Here is a 17,332-nt window from a genome sequence, read left to right as displayed (position 1 = left end):
GAACACCACGTCGTTAGCAAAGCTAATTAGCGTATGATAACGATATGTCCACGATCCTGCCTGCCGCACCCCCGCATCCGCTCGCCGCCGAGCTGCGCCAGGCGACGCTCCGCCTCGCGCGCCGGCTGAGGCTCGAGAAGGCCGACGACGAGCTGAGCGACGGGCAGACCAGCGTGCTGGCCTACCTCGACCGCAGCGGGGCACAGTCGCCCGCCGCACTCAGCGCCTTCGAGCACGTGAGCCCGCCGTCGATGAACCGCACGCTGAACTCGCTGCAGGAGGCCGGCTACATCGACCGCACGCCGAGCCCCGACGATCGCCGCATGGTGTCGGTGTCGGTGACGGATGCGGGGCGCCTCGTGGTGAACGAGACGCGCCGTCGCCGAGACGCCTGGCTCGAGGGCAGACTCGACGGGCTGAGCGCCGACGATCGCGACGTGCTCGGGGAAGCCGCCGCGATCATCCGGAAGCTGTTGGAGGCGTGAGCGCCGTCTTCCGCTCCCTGGCGACGATCGACTACCGCATCTGGTTCGCCGGTGCACTGGTGTCGAACGTGGGCACCTGGATGCAGCGCACGGCCCAGGACTGGATCGTGCTCACCGAGCTGAGCGACCACGACGCCGTCGCGCTCGGCATCACGACGGCGCTGCAGCTCGGGCCGCAGCTGCTTCTCGTGCCGCTCTCGGGGCTCATCGCCGACCGCTTCGACCGGCGCCGCACGCTCATGCTCACGCAGCTCTCGATGGGACTGCTCGGAGCCGCGCTCGGCGCGATCGTGCTCCTGGGGGTCGCGCAGCTCTGGATCGTCTACGTCTTCGCCCTGCTGCTCGGCATCGCGTCGGCGATCGACGCGCCGGTGCGACAGACCTTCGTGTCGGAGCTCGTGACCGGCCCGAACCTCGGCAACGCGGTGGCCCTCAACTCGGCGTCGTTCAACGCAGCGCGCACCATCGGGCCCGCCGTGGCGGGGCTGCTCGTGGTGGCCGTCGGCGCGGGCTGGGTGTTCCTCATCAACGCGATCTCGTTCGCGGCGGTGCTCGTGTCGCTGAGGTTCATCCGTCCCTCGCGGCTCGTGCCGGTGACTCGCGCACCGCGCAGCAAGGGGCAGTTGCTCGAGGGCTTCCGCTATGTTCGCGGTCGGCCCGACCTGATGGTGATCTTCGTGATCGTGTTCGTCATCGGCACCTTCGGCTTCAACTACGCGATCTTCACCTCCACCATGGCGACCGTCGAGTTCGGGCTCGACTCGGCGGGCTTCGGCCTGCTCACCTCGATCATGGCGGTGGGCTCGGTGGCCGGGGCGCTGCTTTCGGCCAGCCGCGACAAGCCGCGGGGGCGGCTCGTGGTGACCGCGTCGCTCGGGTTCGGTGTTGCCGCGCTGGCCGCCGCCCTGTCACCCGGCTACGCCTTCTTCGCGGTGACACTCGTGGCGATCGGTTTCGCCGGGCAGGTGCTCATGACCACGGCGAACGGCACGGTGCAGACCACGACCGACCCGGCGATGCGCGGGCGCGTGATGGCGCTGTACATGGCGATCTTCATGGGCGGCACCCCGATCGGCGCGCCCGTGCTGGGCGCGGTGGCGAACACGCTCGGGCCGCGTTGGGCGCTGGGTGTGGCGGCGCTGGCCGGGGTGGTCGCGTTCGCAATCGGGGCCGCGTGGCTCGTCGTGTACCGCGACGCGCGGCTGCGGCGCTCGGTTCGCGGGGTGCGGCTCGAGTTCGGGCCGGGCGACCGGATGCGCGACCAGGTGACGGCGACGGGGTCGTTCTCGGGGGTGGTGGGCGGTGCCGACGAGCTCGCCTCCGCCGGGGAACGCGCCGACGCCGCGCGCGCCGAAGAGCTGCGGGAAGATCTCGAGACCGAGGAGGCCGACGCCCGCCGGGCCTGAGGCGTGGCACAGTGTGCTCATGAGGCACGGAATCGTCATCCTTCCCCAGTACTCGTGGCCTGAGTCGGAGCGGCGCTGGAAGCTCGCCGAAGAGCTCGGTTTCGATCACGCCTGGACCTACGACCACCTCTCCTGGCGCTCGCTCGCCGACCAGCCGTGGGGCGCATCCGTTCCTACGTTGACCGCGGCGGCGGTGGCGACCACACGCATCCGTCTCGGCCTGTTCGTGGCGTCGCCGAACTTCCGGCACCCGGTGCCGTTCGCGAAGGAGCTGGGCACGGTCGACGACGTGTCGGGCGGGCGGTTCGTGCTCGGCGTCGGGTCGGGCGGCACGGGGTTCGACGCGACGGTGCTCGGGCAGACGGCGCTGTCGCCGCGGCAGCGGCATGAGCGGTTCGCGGAGTTCGTGGAGCGGCTGGATGCGCTGCTGCGGTATGAAGAGGACGGGACCGACGGCTCGGGCGGGTCGGACGGGGCGGACGGCTCTGTCGGCTCGGACGGGTCGGACGGCTCTGGCGGCTCGGGCGGCTCTGTCGGCTCGGGCTTGTCGTTCGATGGGGAGTGGTTCGCGGCGCGCGATGCGCGGATGGTGGGAGTTCCGGCGCAGTCGCCGCGACTCCCCTTCGTCGTGGCCGCGAACGGGCCGAAGGGGCTGGCGCTCGCGGCCCGGTACGGGCAGGGCTGGGTGACCACGGCGCACGACGACGTGGTCGGGGCCGAGCGCTGGCGTCTGCTCGCCGGGCTCTGCGGGCGGCTCGACGATGCGGCAGTCGCAGCGGGGCGCGATCCTGGGTCGATCGACCGGTACCTCTCGCTCGACTCCGAGGCCTTCTTCTCGCTGTCGAGCGTCGGCGCGTGGGACGACGCGGTCGGGCACGCCGCCGAACTCGGGTTCACCGACGTCATCGCCCACTGGCCGCGCGATTCGGGCATCTACGCCGGGTCGGAGGAGGTTCTCGTGGAGGTGGCTTCGCGTTTCGCGAGGTGACGATGTGACATATGCCTGTGCGGGCATCCACTCGCCTGCCCCCATAATCGAACCATGACGGGCGAGCAGCGGGAGGTGCCCGAGGCGACCAGACCGACGGGCGGACGCGCCGCGAGCGTGTTCGACGTGGCGCGGGTCGCCGGGGTGTCGCACCAGACCGTGTCGCGCGTGCTCAACGACCACCCGAACGTGCGCACCTCGACCCGGCAGAAGGTGCTCGACGCCATGTCGGAGCTCAGCTACCGGCCGAACTTCGCGGCGCGGACGCTGTCGTCGAGCCGGTCGCGCATCCTCGGCATCCTGTCGACGTCGAGCGGGGAGTACGGGCCGGCCTCCACCATCGCCGCGGTCGAGGCGGCGGCCCGGCGACGGGGGTACAGCGTCAGCATCGCGAACGCCGACGGGCTCGACCCCGCCTCCGTCGCCGAGGCCCTCGACCACCTCGGCAACCTGTCCGCGGAAGGCATCATCGTCGTGGCACCGCAGGTCGGAGTGATGGATGCGCTGGTCGCCACCTCGTTCACCATCCCGTACGTGACGACGCAGGAGCTGGGGCTGTCGGCGGGTGCGGGCGGTGCGGCCACGTCGGCCGGCGCGGCGGCTGCGGCTGCGTCAGTCGGCGCAGCCGCTGCGGCGGCCGGCGCGGCGGCGTCGGCCGCCGGCGCCGCTGTTGCGGCGGCCGGGGATGCCGGGCTGGCGGTCGATCAGGTGGAGGGCGCGCGACGGGCTGTCGCGCATCTCGCCGGGCTGGGTCACCGTCGTATCGGGCACATCGCGGGGCCGAGCGACTGGATCGACGCACGCTCACGACGCGCCGGCTTCGAGTGGGAGCTCGCTGCTCGCGGGCTGAGCGCTGCGGCCGTGACGGCCGGGGACTGGAGCGCCTCGTCGGGCTACCTGGCCTTCGGCCGGCTCGCGGAGTTCGACGTCACCGCGGTGTTCTCGTCGAACGACCAGATGGCGCTCGGCGTGCTGCATGCGGCTCACGACGCGGGACTCGGCGTGCCGCGCGACCTCAGTGTGGTGGGCTTCGACGACGCGCCCGAGGCCGCCCACTACCTGCCGCCGCTCACCACGGTGCGTCAGGACTTCGCCGAGATCGGCCGGCTCGCCGTTGACCGGCTGCTCGGCGGGTCGACGGATGCGCGGGGCACGTCGTCGGAGACCCGTCTCGTCGTGCGGCACTCGACTGCGTCGCCCTCGCGCTGAGTCACTTCTCCCCAGCTGATCCTCACGGGATGTTCTCCACAATCGGGCGCCGGTTATTCCCCTCGGTGACACCGTGCCGTACACTGAACGTCGAATTGTGATCGATCACAATGCCGTGATGCGAGTCGGGAGAACGCGCTCCCCGCTCGAGTGAGGAGCTCCCATGACGCCCGCCGACCTCCCGGAGGCGACCAGCCCGGAGGCGACCAGCCCAGGTGCCGCCGCCATCCTCGGCCGCCGCACCTCGCTCGGCATCGAGTTCGGGTCGACCCGCATCAAGGCCTGCCTGGTCGACGACGACTCCACCGTGCTCGCCGTCGGCTCCCACGACTGGGAGAACAGCTTCGTCGGCCGCCTCTGGACGTATTCGCTCGACGAGGTCTGGGCCGGGCTGCAGGCCGCCTACGCCGCCCTCGTCGCCGACGCCGAGGAGCGCCACGGGGTGCGGCCCGAGGGCTTCGGCGCGGTCGGCATCTCCGCCATGATGCACGGCTACCTGCCGTTCGACGCCGCGGGTGAGCTGCTCGTCCCCTTCCGCACCTGGCGCAACACCACCACGGGTGTCGCGGCCGCCGAGCTCACGGAGCTGTTCGGCGTGAACATCCCGCTGCGCTGGTCGATCGCGCACCTGCACCAGGCCGTCGTCGACGCCGAGCCGCACGTCGGCCAGGTCGACTTCGTCACGACCCTCGCCGGGTACGTGCACTGGAAGCTCACCGGCCGCCGGGTGCTCGGCGTGGGCGACGCCTCGGGCATGTTCCCCATCGACTCCTCCACCCGCGACTACGACGCGATCCTGCTCGAGCGCTACGCCGGGCTCCCCACGCCCCGCGCCGCGGGCATCGACCTCACCGCCGTCCTGCCCGAGGTGCTCGTGGCGGGCGAAGCCGCCGGAGAACTCACCGCGGAGGGTGCGGCGCTCCTCGACCCCACGGGCGCGCTCGCCCCGGGCATCCCGTTCTGCCCGCCCGAGGGCGACGCCGGCACCGGCATGGTCGCCACCGACGCCGTGGCTCCCCGCACCGGCAACGTCAGCGCGGGCACCAGCATCTTCGCCATGGTCGTGCTCGAACGGCCGCTGGGCGGCCTCCACCACGAGCTCGACCTGGTCACCACGCCCGCGGGCGACACGGTGGCGATGGTGCACTGCAACAACGGCGCGAGCGAGCTCGCCGCCTGGGCCGGCCTGTTCGGCGCCTTCTCGGCCGCGGCAGGCACCCCGCTCGACTCCGACGCCGTGTTCGACGCCCTGTTCGGCGCAGCCCTCGAGGGCGAAGCCGACGCCGGCGGGCTGCTCGCCTACAACCACCTCGCGGGCGAGCCCATCGCCGGGCTCGACGAGGGGCGCCCGCTCGTCGTACGCAGTCCCGACAGCAGGCTCACACTCCCGAACTTCGTGCGCGCACAGCTCTACGGCGTCTTCGGCACGCTGAGCCTCGGCATGCGCGTGCTGAGCGACGAGGGCGTGGAGCTCGACCGCATGTTCGCCCACGGGGGCATGTTCCGCACGGCGGGAGTCGCGCAGCGCTTCCTCGCCGGAGCACTCGACGCCCCCGTCGCGGTCGCCGCTACCGCCTCCGAGGGCGGCGCCTGGGGCATCGCGGTGCTCGCCTCCTTCCTCCGGGCACGCGAGCAGGCCGGCGACGACCTCCAGCTCGGCGCCTACCTCGACGACATCGTGTTCGCCGGGGCCGAGTTCTCCACCGCCGACCCGCTCGAGAGCGACGTCGCGGGCTTCGCCGCCTACCTCGAGCGCTACCGCGCAGGGCTCACCGTCGAACGCGCCGCCGTCGAGAACCTCGCCTGAGCGACCCCGACCGCATCCCCACCCAGCCGCCCACGACAGCACACGCCCTGCCGACCCAGCGACAGCATCCGCCCCCTTTCCGCCACCACGACCCTCTCGATCTCGCACCGACACCCCCGCCCAGCTAGAGCATCAGCTCGAGGCCACGGCACCGCCCGCCTCGCCGAACCAGCGCATCCGCCCGATTCCACGACACCTCCAGCCCCACCCGGCCGCCCATGACACCGCAGATCCCGCTCACCGAGCGACAGCATCCGCCCAGCAGGAAGGACAGACACCGTGACAGCCACGGAGCCACCCGCCGTACCCGCCCACCTCGAGGAGACCATCGCGCGCCTCCGCGCCGAGGTCGCGGCACTTCACGCCCAGCTCACCCGCTACGGCCTCGTGGTGTGGACGGGCGGCAACATCTCGGGCCGCGTGCCCGGCGCCGACCTCTTCGTCATCAAGCCCTCGGGCGTCGACTACGACGACCTCGCTGCCGACAACATGATCCTCTGCGACCTCGACGGTAACGTCGTGCCCGGCACCCCCGGCTCCGACCGCTCACCCTCGAGCGACACCGCCGCGCACGCCTACGTCTACCGCAACATGCCCGACGTGGGAGGCGTCGTGCACACCCACTCCCCCTACGCCGTGGCGTGGGCAGCGCTCGGCGAGCCGATCCCGTGCGTCACCACCGCCATGGCCGACGAGTTCGGTGGCGAGGTGCCCATCGGTCCGTTCGCCATCATCGGTGACGACTCCATCGGCCGTGGCATCGTCGAGACCCTGCAGGGCCACCGCTCCCGCGCGGTGCTCATGAAGAACCACGGCCCGTTCACCATCGGCAAAGACGCGCGCGACGCCGTGAAAGCCGCAGTCATGGTCGAAGACGTCGCCCGCACCGTGCACTTCTCCCGCCAGCTCGGCACCCCCCAGCCGATCGCCCCCGAGGCCATCGACGCCCTCTTCGACCGCTACCAGAACGTCTACGGACAGAACCCGACAGGATCCCTGAATTGAGCACTCGCACTCCTCTCTCCACCTCCCTCGACCCCTATGAGATCTGGTTCTTCACCGGCAGCCAGAACCTCTACGGCGAGGAGACCCTCCGCCAGGTCGCCGAGCAGTCGCAGGAGATCGCAGCCACCCTCGAGGCCGCCTCCGGCATTCCGGTGAAGATCGTCTGGAAGCCGGTGCTGAAAGACTCCGAGTCGATCCGCCGCGCCGCCCTCGACGTCAACGCCGACGACTCGGTCATCGGCGTCATCGCCTGGATGCACACCTTCAGCCCGGCGAAGATGTGGATCGCCGGCCTCGATGCCCTGCAGAAGCCGTTGCTGCACCTGCACACACAGGCCAACGTCGAGCTCCCCTACGCCGAGATCGACTTCGACTTCATGAACCTCAACCAGGCGGCGCACGGCGACCGCGAGTTCGGGTACATCCAGACTCGCCTGGGCGTCGCCCGCAAGACCGTCGTCGGTCACGCGTCCAACCCCGAGGTGCAGTCGAAGATCGGCGAGTGGGCGCGCGCGGCTGCCGGCTGGCAGGCCGTGAAGACGCTCAAGCTCGCCCGCTTCGGCGACAACATGCGCTACGTGGCGGTGACCGAGGGCGACAAGACCGAAGCCGAGCTGAAGTTCGGCGTACAGGTCAACACCTGGGGTGTGAACGAGCTGGCGGATGCGGTGGCCGCCGCCCCGGAGTCGGAGATCGACGCGCTGGTGGCCGAGTACGAAGAGCTCTACGACGTGGTGCCCGAGCTGCGCAAGGGCGGCGATCGCCACCAGTCGCTGCGCGACGGCGCCGCCATCGAGATCGGGCTGCGCTCCTTCCTCGAGGAGGGTGGCTTCGGCGCCTTCACCACGAGCTTCGAAGACCTCGGTGCACTGAAGCAGCTGCCGGGCCTCGCGGTGCAGCGCCTCATGGCCGAGGGCTACGGCTTCGGCGCCGAGGGCGACTGGAAGACGGCCATCCTCGTTCGCGCCGCGAACGTGATGGGCGCCGGCCTCCCCGGCGGTGCCAGCCTCATGGAGGACTACACCTACGACCTCGTCCCCGGAGCCGAGACCATCCTCGGCGCCCACATGCTCGAGGTGAGCCCCTCGCTCACCTCGGCCAAGCCGAGCCTCGAGATCCACCCGCTCGGCATCGGCGGCAAAGACGACCCCGTGCGACTCGTGTTCACGGCCGACCCCGGCCCCGCCGTCGTAGTCGCCATGAGCGACCTGCGCGACCGCTTCCGCCTGGTGGCGAACGTGGTCGAGGTCGTCGAGCCGCGCGCGGCGCTCCCCCACCTGCCCGTGGGTCGCGCCGTCTGGCGCCCGGCACCCGACTTCGCGACCTCGGCCGCCGCCTGGCTGACCGCCGGCGCCGCCCACCACACGGTGATGTCGACCGCCGTCGGCATCGAGGTCTTCGAAGACTTCGCCGCCATCGCCCGCACCGAGCTGCTCCGCATCGACGCCGACACCACCCTGCGCGGCTTCGCCAACGAGGTGCGCTGGAACCAGGCCTACTACCGGCTCGCCCAGGGCCTCTAGGCGCCGGGCCCGGCTGCGAAGCACAGAGACCGGTCGCTCTCCGAACAGTCGGAGCGACCGGCCTCTCCCGTGTTCCCGGGGTGGTGGGTGAGTCAGAACTGGGCCTCCTCGGCGAACGGATCGCGGATGCCGTCAGTGGCTTTCACCGCGCGCGGCCGGTAGCCGTCACGGGCCAGGTCGACGACGGTGGCGATGACTCCGAGCACCGCCGCGAACGCGAGAACGATCAGCATGAGAACCATGGGCACCTCCGGGAGTATTGGCATTGCGTGGACTGATGATGACGTCATCGGGTCACCGATTGGCTCTACTTTGCCGGTTCTAAAGGGTCCACATCAAGATGCCAATACGGCACCAGTGGCGTGCGCCAGGCTGAGCGGCACGCAGTAGCGTGGGAGGTGATGGACTTCGTCAGCTCTTCCACCGGCGGCATCCGGATCGCCTACCGCAGGACGGCGGCCTCGACCCCGTCGGGCGCCACCGCACCTCCCGCCCTGCTCGTGCACGGCACCGCGCTCTCGCAGGCCATCTGGCGCGGCTTCGGGTACCTCCGCGAACTCGCCGTCGACAGACCGGTCGTCACCGTCGACCTGCGTGGGCACGGGCGCAGCGACAAGCCGTACGGAGTCGACGACTACGCGATGCAGCGCTTCGTCGACGACGTCGTGGCGCTGCTCGATACCCTCGAACTCGATCGCGTTCACTACGCGGGCTACTCCCTCGGGGGGCGACTGGGGTTCTCGTTGGCGGCCGAGCATCCGCAGCGCCTGGCGAGCTTCGCGAGCATCGCCGGAGCGCCCGGCACCGGCGTGGGCGTGTTCGACCGAGTGTTCTTCCCCGGCAGCATCGACGCGCTCGAGCGCGGTGGGGTCGAGCTCTTCCTCGAGGAGTGGGCTGCAGCATCCGGCCGCGAGGTCGACCCCGCCACGCGCGGCGCGTTCCTCGCGAACGACGCCGCCGCCCTCGCCTCCTACATGCGCGCGGCCGAGGCGGCCGAGCGGGTCGACGATGCGGCGATCGCCGCGTTCCCGATGCCGGTGCTGCTCGTGGCGGGCACCCGCGACCACCCGCGCCTCGCGGCCGCCGAGCACGTGCGTGCTCTGCTGCCGACCGCGCAGCTCCTCCTCCTCGAGGGCGCCGACCATGGCACCACCCCGCGCCGCCCCGAGGTGGCCCCGGCACTCCGCACCTTCTTCGCCGCCGTCGACGCCGCCCCCTGACCCGCGGCTGCCGCGGCTGCTGCGGTGGCACCCGCACCCCGAACTCGATGGAGTTCCACTGCGACACACCGCCGAAACTCCACCCAGTTCCGTCAGGCCCTCACGATTCCATCGACTTCGGACGCGGGGGCGGCGGAGCCGGAGGGAGGTACGGGTGGAGACGTTCACCCGAAACGGATGGAGGCGGGCGGCGGAAACCGCCTGAGGCTCCATCCGCTTCCGTGGGAGCTGCGGATGTCCATCCACGTCGGAATCGGGCACCGCGCGGCGCGCCGCAGCGCTGCAGCGCCACCGCCGCGGCGGCGCGCCGGGTCAGCCGACGAGGTTCTGCGCGAACACGTGGGGCGTGAAGCCCGTGAGGTCGTTGATGCCCTCGCCCTGGCCGACGAGCTTGATGGGGATGCCGGTCTTCTCCTGCACCGCGAGCACGAAGCCGGCCTTGGCCGAGCCGTCGAGCTTCGTGATGACGAGGCCGGTGACTCCGGCGTGCTGGATGAACGCGTCGGCCTGGGCGAGCCCGTTCTGCCCCGTGGTGGCGTCGAGCACGAGCAGCACCTCCGACACCGGCGCCTGCTTCTCGATGACCCGGCGGATCTTGCCGAGCTCGTCCATCAGCCCGCCCTTGGTCTGCAGCCGGCCGGCCGTGTCGATGATGACGATCTCGGTGCCGTTCGCCTTGGCCCGCTCGATGGTCTGGAACGCCACCGACGCCGGGTCTTGCCCCTCGTGCTGCGGCCGCACGATGTCGACGCCGGCGCGTGCAGCCCAAGTGGCGAGCTGCTCCACGGCCGCCGCGCGGAACGTGTCGGCGGCCCCCACCACGACCGAGCGGTCGTAGGTGCGGAGGAACCGCGCGAACTTGCCGATCGTCGTCGTCTTGCCGACGCCATTCACCCCGACCACGAGCACCACGGCGGGGCGCTCGGTGAGCTTCAGGGTGGGGTCGTACTTCGAGAGGCGCTCCTCCATCGTCTCGCGCAGCATCCGTTGCAGGTCGCGCGGGTCGGTGGTGGAGTAGCGCTGCACCTTCGCCCGGAGGTCGTCGACGACCTCCTCGGTGACGGTGGGCCCGAAGTCGGCCTTGAGGAGAGCGCTCTCGAGATCGTCCCAGGTGTCGTCGTCGATGGTGCGCTTCGCGAACATGCCGCGGAGCGCTCCCGAGAGCGACCAGCTGCGTTCAGCCAAGACGCTCGGCGACCTCTCGTGCCGAGGGGTTCGTCGCGGTGGAGCCGTCGGGGAAGACGAGCGTCGGCACCGTCTGGTTGCCGCCGTTCACCGAGGCGACGAGCTCGGCGGTGCCCTCGACCTCCTCGATGTTCACCTCGGTGTACGCGATGCCCTGGGCCTTCAGCTGCTGCTTGAGGCGTGCGCAGTAGCCGCACCAGCTGGTCGAGAACATGGTGACGGCCCCGGCGTCGGGGGTGAAGGTCTCAAGGGTGGGTGCGCTCATGTCATGCATCTCCGTCGAACATGGTAGTGACCGAGCCGTCGCTGAACACCTCGTTGATGGCCCGCGCGATCAGCGGTGCGATGGGCAGGATGGTCAGCCTGTCCCACTGCTTCGACTCGGGAAGGGGCAGGGTGTCGGTGACGACGACCTGGTCGATGAACGGCGACTGCAGGATCTCGGTGGCCGGGTCGGAGAACACGGCGTGCGTCGCCGCCACCACGACTCCCGTCGCCCCGTTCGCCTTCAGCGCCTCGGCGGCGGCGACGATGGTGCGGCCGGTGTCGATGAGGTCGTCGACGAGCAGGCACACCCGCCCACGCACGTCACCGACGATCTCGTGAACGCTCACCTGATTCGGCACCCGAGGGTCGCGACGCTTGTGGATGATCGCGAGCGGCGCCCCCAGCTTGTCGCTCCAGATGTCGGCGACGCGCACGCGGCCCATGTCGGGCGAGACCACCGTGAGGGTCGACGGGTCGAGCGACTTGCGCATGTGCTCGAGCAGCACGGGCATGGCGAAGAGGTGGTCGACGGGACCGTCGAAGAAGCCCTGGATCTGCGCGGCGTGCAGGTCGACCGACATGATGCGGTCGGCGCCGGCGGCCTTGAACAGGTCGGCCACGAGGCGGGCCGAGATGGGCTCGCGCCCACGGCCCTTCTTGTCTTGCCGGGCGTACGGGTAGAACGGCGCGACGACGGTGATGCGCTTCGCCGAGGCCCGCTTCAGCGCATCCACCATGATGAGCTGCTCCATGAGCCACTCGTTGATGGGGGCGGTGTGCGACTGGATGACGAACACGTCGCTGCCGCGCACGCTCTCGCCGTAGCGGATGTACAGCTCGCCGTTCGCGAAGGTGCGCGCCTCGGTCTCCACCAGGGTGGTGCCGAGCTCGGCAGCGATGTCCTCCGCCAGCTGCGGGTGCGCTCGTCCCGAGACGACGACGAGGCTCTTCTCCGTGCTGGCCTTGATTCCGGACACCTATTCTCCGATCTGTTCGGCCGACTGGGCCTCGGCCGCTGCGGTAGCCGCATCCGTTCCCGGACGGTTCTGCTCGACCCACCCCGCCAGATTGCGCTGCGGGGCCACGTTGATCGCCAGCGAACCGGCGGGCACGTCTTTGCGGACCACCGTTCCGGCACCCGTGTAGGCGCCGTCTCCGATTCTAACCGGGGCGACGAAGACGTTGTGCGAGCCGGTGCGCACGTGCGACCCCACCCGGGTGCGGTGCTTGTTCACCCCGTCGTAGTTGGCGGTGATGGTGCCGGCGCCCACGTTCGAGCCGACGCCGACCTCGGTGTCGCCGATGTACGACAGGTGCGGCACCTTCGACCCGGCGCCGATGTGCGAGTTCTTGGTCTCGACGAAGGTGCCGATCTTGCCGTCGGCGTCGAGCACCGTGTTCGGCCGCAGGAAGGCGAAGGGGCCGACGGATGCTCCGGCACCGATCACCGAGAGCGTCGCGTCGGTGCGCTTCACCTCGGCACCCTCCCCCACCTCGCAGTCGACGAGGGTGGTGTCGGGGCCGACGACCGCGCCGCGCGCGATGCTCGTCGCGCCCTTGATCTGGGTGCCGGGGAGCAGGGTGACGTCGGTCTCGAAGCTCGCCTTGAGGTCGATCCAGGTGGTGGCGGGGTCGACGACGGTGACGCCGTTCAGCTGCCAGCCGCGCACGATGAGGGCGTTGAGCTTGGCGGCGGCCTCGCTCAGCTGGGCGCGGTCGTTGATGCCGGCGACGAGCCACGGCTCGGAGACCGGCACGGCCGCGACATCCGACCCGGCCCGACGGAGCAGACCGATGACGTCGGTGAGGTACTTCTCGCCCTGGGCGTTGTCGGTGCTCACCTGCGCGAGCTGGTCGCGCAGCTCGGCGAGCCCGAAGACGTAGACGCCGGCGTTGATCTCGCGGATGGCGAGCTCGGAGTCGTTCGCGTCTTTGTGCTCGACGATGCGGTCGAGGAGACCCCCGTCGCCGCGCACGATGCGCCCGTAACCCGTCGCGTCGTCGAGCACGGCGCTCAGCAGGGTGGCGGAGGCAGCGCTCGCGCGGTGCTCGGCGACCAGGCCGCGGAGGGTGTCTGCGTCGAGGAGGGGCACGTCGCCCGAGACGACGAGCACGTCGCCCTCGAAGTCGGCGGGGAGCGCGGCGATGGCCTGCTCGACCGCGCGGCCCGTGCCGGCGACCTCGTCCTGGTCGGCGATGATCGACGACGGGAAGTGGTCTTCGATCACCTCGACCACGCGGTCGCGCTCGTGGCGCACCACGCTCACCGTGTAGGCGGCGTCCATCTCGCCGGCGGTGGCGAGCACGTGGCCGATGAGCGGGACGCCCGCGATCTCGTGCAGCAGCTTCGGGGTCTGCGACTTCATGCGAGTGCCCTGGCCTGCGGCGAGGACGACGATGGCGAGGTGGGGGTCGGTCACGTTCCGGATCTCCTTCGATGACTCGAGACCGCGAGAGTCACGAACCAAGCACTGCCTGAGACGGGGCTGCCGCCTTTCGGACCTGTCGTTTTCGATCCACCGGATCGAAAACGACAGCTCCGCGACCAGGACTCGAACCTAGACCTAACAGCTCCAAAGGCTGTCGTGCTGCCATTACACCATCGCGGAACATCGCCAGGCGATGCAGTAGTCAAGTCTGCCAGACCCCGGGCGTGCGCGGACCACGCGCTGTACAGCATCCGTGCTCACCGGATGCGCGAGCCGGGTGCGCAGGGGCCGGATGCGCATAATGGGTGGATGACGAACCGCGAACGCGACACCGTCGACGAGATCGTCGACGCGTGGGTGCGCGAGCATCCGGGGCTCGACTTCTCGCCGCTGAAGATCCTGTCGCGGGTGACCCGGCTGGCGAAGCAGCTCGAGAAGACCCGGCGCGCCTCGTTCGCCACCGCGGGGCTCGAACCGTGGGAGTTCGACGTGCTGGCTGCGCTCCGGCGCGCGGGCGAGCCGAACGAGCTGAGCCCGAAGGCGCTGCTCGAGCAGACCTACGTGTCGAGTGGCACCATGACGAACCGCATCGACGGCATGGTGCGCGGCGGCCTCGTCGAGCGCCGCACCGACCCGAACGACGGGCGGGGCGTGCTCGTGTCGATGACGGCGGAGGGCCGCGACCGTGTCGACCGCGCCATCTCGCACCTCGTCGCCGCCGAGACCGAGCTGCTCTCGGGCCTCAGCCGCGCCGACCAGGACCGGCTCGCCGCTCTGCTGCGCCGCCTCTCGCTCGACATCGCCTGAGCGGGATGCCGAGGCCAGGCGCCACGCGGCACCGTTCGGACGGTATGAGAATCGCGCCACCGAGCCCGTCCACGGCTCGACGGCCCGATTCTCATACCGTTCGCGCGGCCATCAGCCGTCGAGCTGCTCCGACAGCTCCAGCCAGCGCGTCTCGAGCTCGGAGATCTGCGTCTCCAGCGCGGTGAGCTCCGCCGTGAGCGTGCCGAGCCCCACGTAGTCGGACTGGTCGAACTCGGCGATGCGCTGGTGCAGCTTCTCGATGTCGCCCGTGAGCTTGTTGATCTTGCGCTCGAGTGACGAGCGCTCCTTCTCGGCAGCACGCAGCTCGGCGCCGGCGAGCGCGGGGCCCGAAGAGGCGACGGATGCGGTGGTGACGGAGGCGGGAGACCCGACCGGCTGCCCGGTCGCCGGCCCGGCCGCACCCACCCCCGCAGCCCGCAACCGCAGGTACTCCTCCAGGCCGCCCGGAAGGTGCCGGAACCGGCCGTCGAGCACAGCGTACTGCTGGTCGGTGACGCGCTCGACGAGGTACCGGTCGTGGGAGACCACGAGCAGGGTGCCCGGGAAGGAGTCGAGGAGGTCTTCGAGCGCGGCGAGCATGTCGGTGTCCAGGTCGTTGGTCGGCTCGTCGAGGATGAGTACGTTCGGCTCGTCGAGCAGGATGAGCAGCAGCTGCAACCGACGCTTCTGGCCACCCGACAGGTCTTTCACGGGCGTCGAGAGCTGGGCGCTGGTGAAGCCGAGGCGTTCGAGCAGCTGCCCCGGCGTCAGCTCTTTGCCGCCGGCCACGTACGAGCTGCGGAACCGCCCGATGACCTCGCTCACCCGGTCGTTCTTCACGTCGTCGAGCTCGGCGAGCTGCTGCGTGAGCGTCGCGATCTTCACCGTCTTGCCCCGCTTGACCATGCCCGAGGTGGGTTGCACGGCCCCGGTGACGAGCCCCAGCAGCGTCGACTTGCCCGCGCCGTTCACGCCGAGGATGCCCGTGCGTTCGCCGGGCGCGATGCGCCACTCGACACCCTCGAGCACCCGCTTGTCGCCGAAGGCGACCCCCGCGTCGATCACGTCGACGACGTCTTTGCCGAGGCGCGCCGTCGCCATCTGCGTAAGCGACACCGTGTCGCGCACGGGCGGTTCGTCGGCGATCAGCTCCTCGGCGGCGTCGATGCGGAACTTGGGCTTCGAGGTGCGGGCAGGTGCGCCGCGGCGCAACCAAGCGAGCTCCTTGCGGAGCAGGTTCTGACGCTTCGCCTCGCTGGCGGCCGCCATCCGGTCGCGCTCCACGCGCTGCAGGATGTAGGCGGCGTAGCCGCCCTCGAACGGCTCGATGATGCGGTCGTGCACCTCCCAGGTCGAGGTGGAGACCTCGTCGAGGAACCAGCGGTCGTGCGTGACCACGGCGAGTCCGCCCTGCGAGGCGGGCCAGCGGCGCTTGAGATGCTGGGCGAGCCAGGCGATGCCCTCGACGTCGAGGTGGTTGGTGGGCTCGTCGAGGAAGACGACGTCCCAGTCGCCCACGAGCAATGCGGCGAGCGCCACGCGCCGGCGCTGGCCGCCGGAGAGTGTGCCGACCACGGCGTTCCAGTCGAGGTCGCCGAGGAGCCCGGCGATCACGTCGCGCACCTTCGCGTCACCGGCCCAGACGTGCTCGTCGAGGTCGCCGACGACGGCCTGGGCCACGGTGAGAGCCGGGTCGACGGTGTCGGCCTGATCGAGCATCCCGAGCGTCACGCCGCGGCGGCGGGTGACCCGGCCCGAGTCGGGTTCGATGCGGCCGGAGAGCAGTTTCAGCAGCGTCGACTTGCCGTCGCCGTTGCGGCCCACGATGCCGACACGGTCGCCCTCGTTGAGACCGATGGTCACGGAGTCGAAGATGACACGCGTCGGATATTCCAGGTGGAGCGCCTCGGCGCCCAGAAGATGAGCCACCCGTCGAGGCTACCCGCTCCACCTCCACGCCCCGCCGCCGAAGCCGACGATTGCTCGCCTCGCTGGGTAGGATGGAGTGATGAGAGTCGTCGATCGGAGCTTCGTCCTTCCCCTCGCCGGGCACGAAGCGGTGCTGCTCCTGGTGGAGAAGAAGCGGCAGCTGTACGAGCTGGCCGTCGACGACGTTCCGCAGTCGATCGTGTCGGCGATCGATCCGACCTTCCTCGACTGGCCCTACGTGCAGCAGATCGGCAGGCTCCTCGACGCCGCGGCACCGGCGGGTGCGCCCCTGCGCTGCCTGCACCTCGGGGCGGGCGCCCTCACGCTGCCGCGCTACGTGCAGCACACCAGGCCGGGCTCGCCACAGGTGGTCGTCGAGTTCGAGCGCGAGCTCGCCGAGGCGGTGCTCGACGCGCTGCCCCTGCCCGAGAGGCACGGGGTGAGGATGCTGTACGGCGACGCCAGGCAGGTCACCGAGAGCGCATCGCCGGCAGAACTCGGCGCCCCCGTCGATTTCGCAGTGATCGACCTGTGGGAGGCGTCGACCGTGCGGGCGCGCGTGGCGAGCCGGGAGTTCTACGCGCTCGTCGCCCGGCTGCTCGCGCCCGGCGCGGTGGTGGCGGTGAACCTGCTCGACGGGGGGCGGTACGAGTACGCCCGGCGCCAGGTGGCAACCCTCGGCGCGGTGTTCGAGCAGGTCGCGGTGGTGCTGCCGGAGCGGCCGACCGCCGCGGGAAACGACCCGCTCGGCAACGTTCTCGTCGTGGCCAGCGACGCGCCCCTCGCCGCGCTCGAGCCGCCGGAGTTCTTCGCGGGCGCGGGAGAGTCGCCCGGCCACCCGCCGTTCGTGCTGAGCGGCCCCGAGCTCGCCGCCTGGGTCGCCGATGCCCCACCGATGACCGACACCACCGCCACCGACTCCCCCTCCCTCGGCGACCCCCGTTTCGGCGACGCCTGAGCGCCGGTCAGGCCCGAACCGGGGGCGGCGCGGCGCTACGGCCGCGGCTTCGGCGGGAGGGTACCCATGTCGGTGCCTTTCTCGATCGGGACTTCGAACGCGAGAACGCTACAG

16 protein-coding genes and 1 tRNA gene are annotated in these 17,332 nt (G+C 70.8%); 10 read left to right on the top strand and 7 right to left on the bottom strand.

Annotated elements, in window-relative coordinates; genetic code table 11:
- Positions 1-44: 44 nt before the first annotated feature.
- From HL652_RS03830 to araA, 7 genes are all read left to right on the top strand, one after another.
- Positions 45-485 carry a MarR family winged helix-turn-helix transcriptional regulator gene (locus HL652_RS03830; RefSeq protein ID WP_171704067.1) on the top strand — a complete coding sequence of 147 codons (441 nt, stop codon included), beginning with the start codon at positions 45-47 and terminating at the stop codon, positions 483-485.
- Complete coding sequence (locus HL652_RS03825) at positions 482-1,891, top strand: MFS transporter (protein WP_171704066.1); 1,410 nt, start codon at positions 482-484, stop codon at positions 1,889-1,891. Before HL652_RS03830 ends, HL652_RS03825 begins: the two co-directional genes overlap by 4 nt.
- A gap of 19 nt (positions 1,892-1,910) precedes the next feature.
- Complete coding sequence (locus HL652_RS03820; protein ID WP_171704065.1) at positions 1,911-2,879, top strand: LLM class flavin-dependent oxidoreductase; 969 nt, start codon at positions 1,911-1,913, stop codon at positions 2,877-2,879.
- A 54-nt stretch (positions 2,880-2,933) separates the two neighbouring features.
- The gene (locus HL652_RS03815) at positions 2,934-4,088 is read left to right on the top strand and encodes a LacI family DNA-binding transcriptional regulator (RefSeq protein WP_171704064.1); all 1,155 of its coding nucleotides are present in this window, start codon (positions 2,934-2,936) and stop codon (positions 4,086-4,088) included.
- 163 nt (positions 4,089-4,251) lie between these two features.
- Positions 4,252-5,895: a xylulokinase gene (locus HL652_RS03810; protein ID WP_171704063.1), complete on the top strand. Its 1,644-nt coding sequence runs from the start codon at positions 4,252-4,254 to the stop codon at positions 5,893-5,895.
- A 279-nt stretch (positions 5,896-6,174) separates the two neighbouring features.
- Entirely contained in the window at positions 6,175-6,900 is a 726-nt protein-coding gene (locus HL652_RS03805; RefSeq protein ID WP_171704062.1) for an L-ribulose-5-phosphate 4-epimerase, read from the top strand.
- Positions 6,897-8,423: an L-arabinose isomerase gene (araA, locus tag HL652_RS03800; RefSeq protein ID WP_171704061.1), complete on the top strand. Its 1,527-nt coding sequence runs from the start codon at positions 6,897-6,899 to the stop codon at positions 8,421-8,423. The genes HL652_RS03805 and araA overlap by 4 nt, the downstream gene beginning before the upstream one ends.
- A 92-nt stretch (positions 8,424-8,515) precedes the next feature.
- On the opposite strand, the gene HL652_RS03795 is transcribed toward araA, so the two are convergent.
- Entirely contained in the window at positions 8,516-8,665 is a 150-nt protein-coding gene (locus tag HL652_RS03795) for a hypothetical protein (protein WP_171704060.1), read from the bottom strand.
- A 159-nt stretch (positions 8,666-8,824) separates the two neighbouring features.
- Here HL652_RS03795 and HL652_RS03790 point away from each other — a divergent pair, with 159 nt between their 5' ends.
- On the top strand, positions 8,825-9,643 hold the full coding sequence (locus tag HL652_RS03790; protein ID WP_171704059.1) for an alpha/beta fold hydrolase: 819 nt from the start codon (positions 8,825-8,827) through the stop codon (positions 9,641-9,643).
- Positions 9,644-9,955: 312 nt separating this feature from the next.
- On the opposite strand, the gene ftsY is transcribed toward HL652_RS03790, so the two are convergent.
- The 5 genes from ftsY to HL652_RS03765 all read right to left on the bottom strand — a co-directional run bounded on the left by ftsY (position 9,956) and on the right by HL652_RS03765 (position 13,704).
- A complete protein-coding gene (ftsY, locus tag HL652_RS03785) occupies positions 9,956-10,828 on the bottom strand; it encodes a signal recognition particle-docking protein FtsY (RefSeq protein ID WP_171704058.1) in 873 nt (290 codons plus the stop codon).
- A complete protein-coding gene (locus tag HL652_RS03780; protein ID WP_171704057.1) occupies positions 10,821-11,093 on the bottom strand; it encodes a mycoredoxin in 273 nt (90 codons plus the stop codon). The genes ftsY and HL652_RS03780 overlap by 8 nt, the downstream gene beginning before the upstream one ends.
- Before the next feature lies 1 nt (position 11,094).
- On the bottom strand, positions 11,095-12,072 hold the full coding sequence (locus tag HL652_RS03775; RefSeq protein ID WP_171704056.1) for a ribose-phosphate diphosphokinase: 978 nt from the start codon (positions 12,070-12,072) through the stop codon (positions 11,095-11,097).
- Entirely contained in the window at positions 12,073-13,515 is a 1,443-nt protein-coding gene (glmU, locus tag HL652_RS03770) for a bifunctional UDP-N-acetylglucosamine diphosphorylase/glucosamine-1-phosphate N-acetyltransferase GlmU (protein WP_171704055.1), read from the bottom strand.
- A gap of 117 nt (positions 13,516-13,632) precedes the next feature.
- Positions 13,633-13,704 (bottom strand) — tRNA-Gln (locus HL652_RS03765).
- A 129-nt stretch (positions 13,705-13,833) separates the two neighbouring features.
- Between HL652_RS03765 and HL652_RS03760 the strand changes: the two genes are divergently transcribed.
- Positions 13,834-14,331, top strand: a complete 498-nt coding sequence (locus HL652_RS03760; protein WP_171704054.1) for a MarR family winged helix-turn-helix transcriptional regulator — start codon at positions 13,834-13,836, stop codon at positions 14,329-14,331.
- Between the two features lie 111 nt (positions 14,332-14,442).
- Here the strand turns inward: HL652_RS03760 and HL652_RS03755 are convergent, their stop codons facing one another.
- Positions 14,443-16,260: an ABC-F family ATP-binding cassette domain-containing protein gene (locus tag HL652_RS03755; protein WP_171704053.1), complete on the bottom strand. Its 1,818-nt coding sequence runs from the start codon at positions 16,258-16,260 to the stop codon at positions 14,443-14,445.
- 79 nt (positions 16,261-16,339) lie between these two features.
- Here HL652_RS03755 and HL652_RS03750 point away from each other — a divergent pair, with 79 nt between their 5' ends.
- Positions 16,340-17,218, top strand: a complete 879-nt coding sequence (locus HL652_RS03750; RefSeq protein WP_171704052.1) for a spermidine synthase — start codon at positions 16,340-16,342, stop codon at positions 17,216-17,218.
- Positions 17,219-17,332 lie beyond the last annotated feature (114 nt).

It is taken from the genome of Herbiconiux sp. SALV-R1 (assembly GCF_013113715.1).
Classification (GTDB): Bacteria; Actinomycetota; Actinomycetes; order Actinomycetales; family Microbacteriaceae; genus Herbiconiux.
The sequence above is the reverse complement of the archived record's forward strand: the minus strand, read 5'-3'. Positions and strand labels throughout refer to the sequence as shown.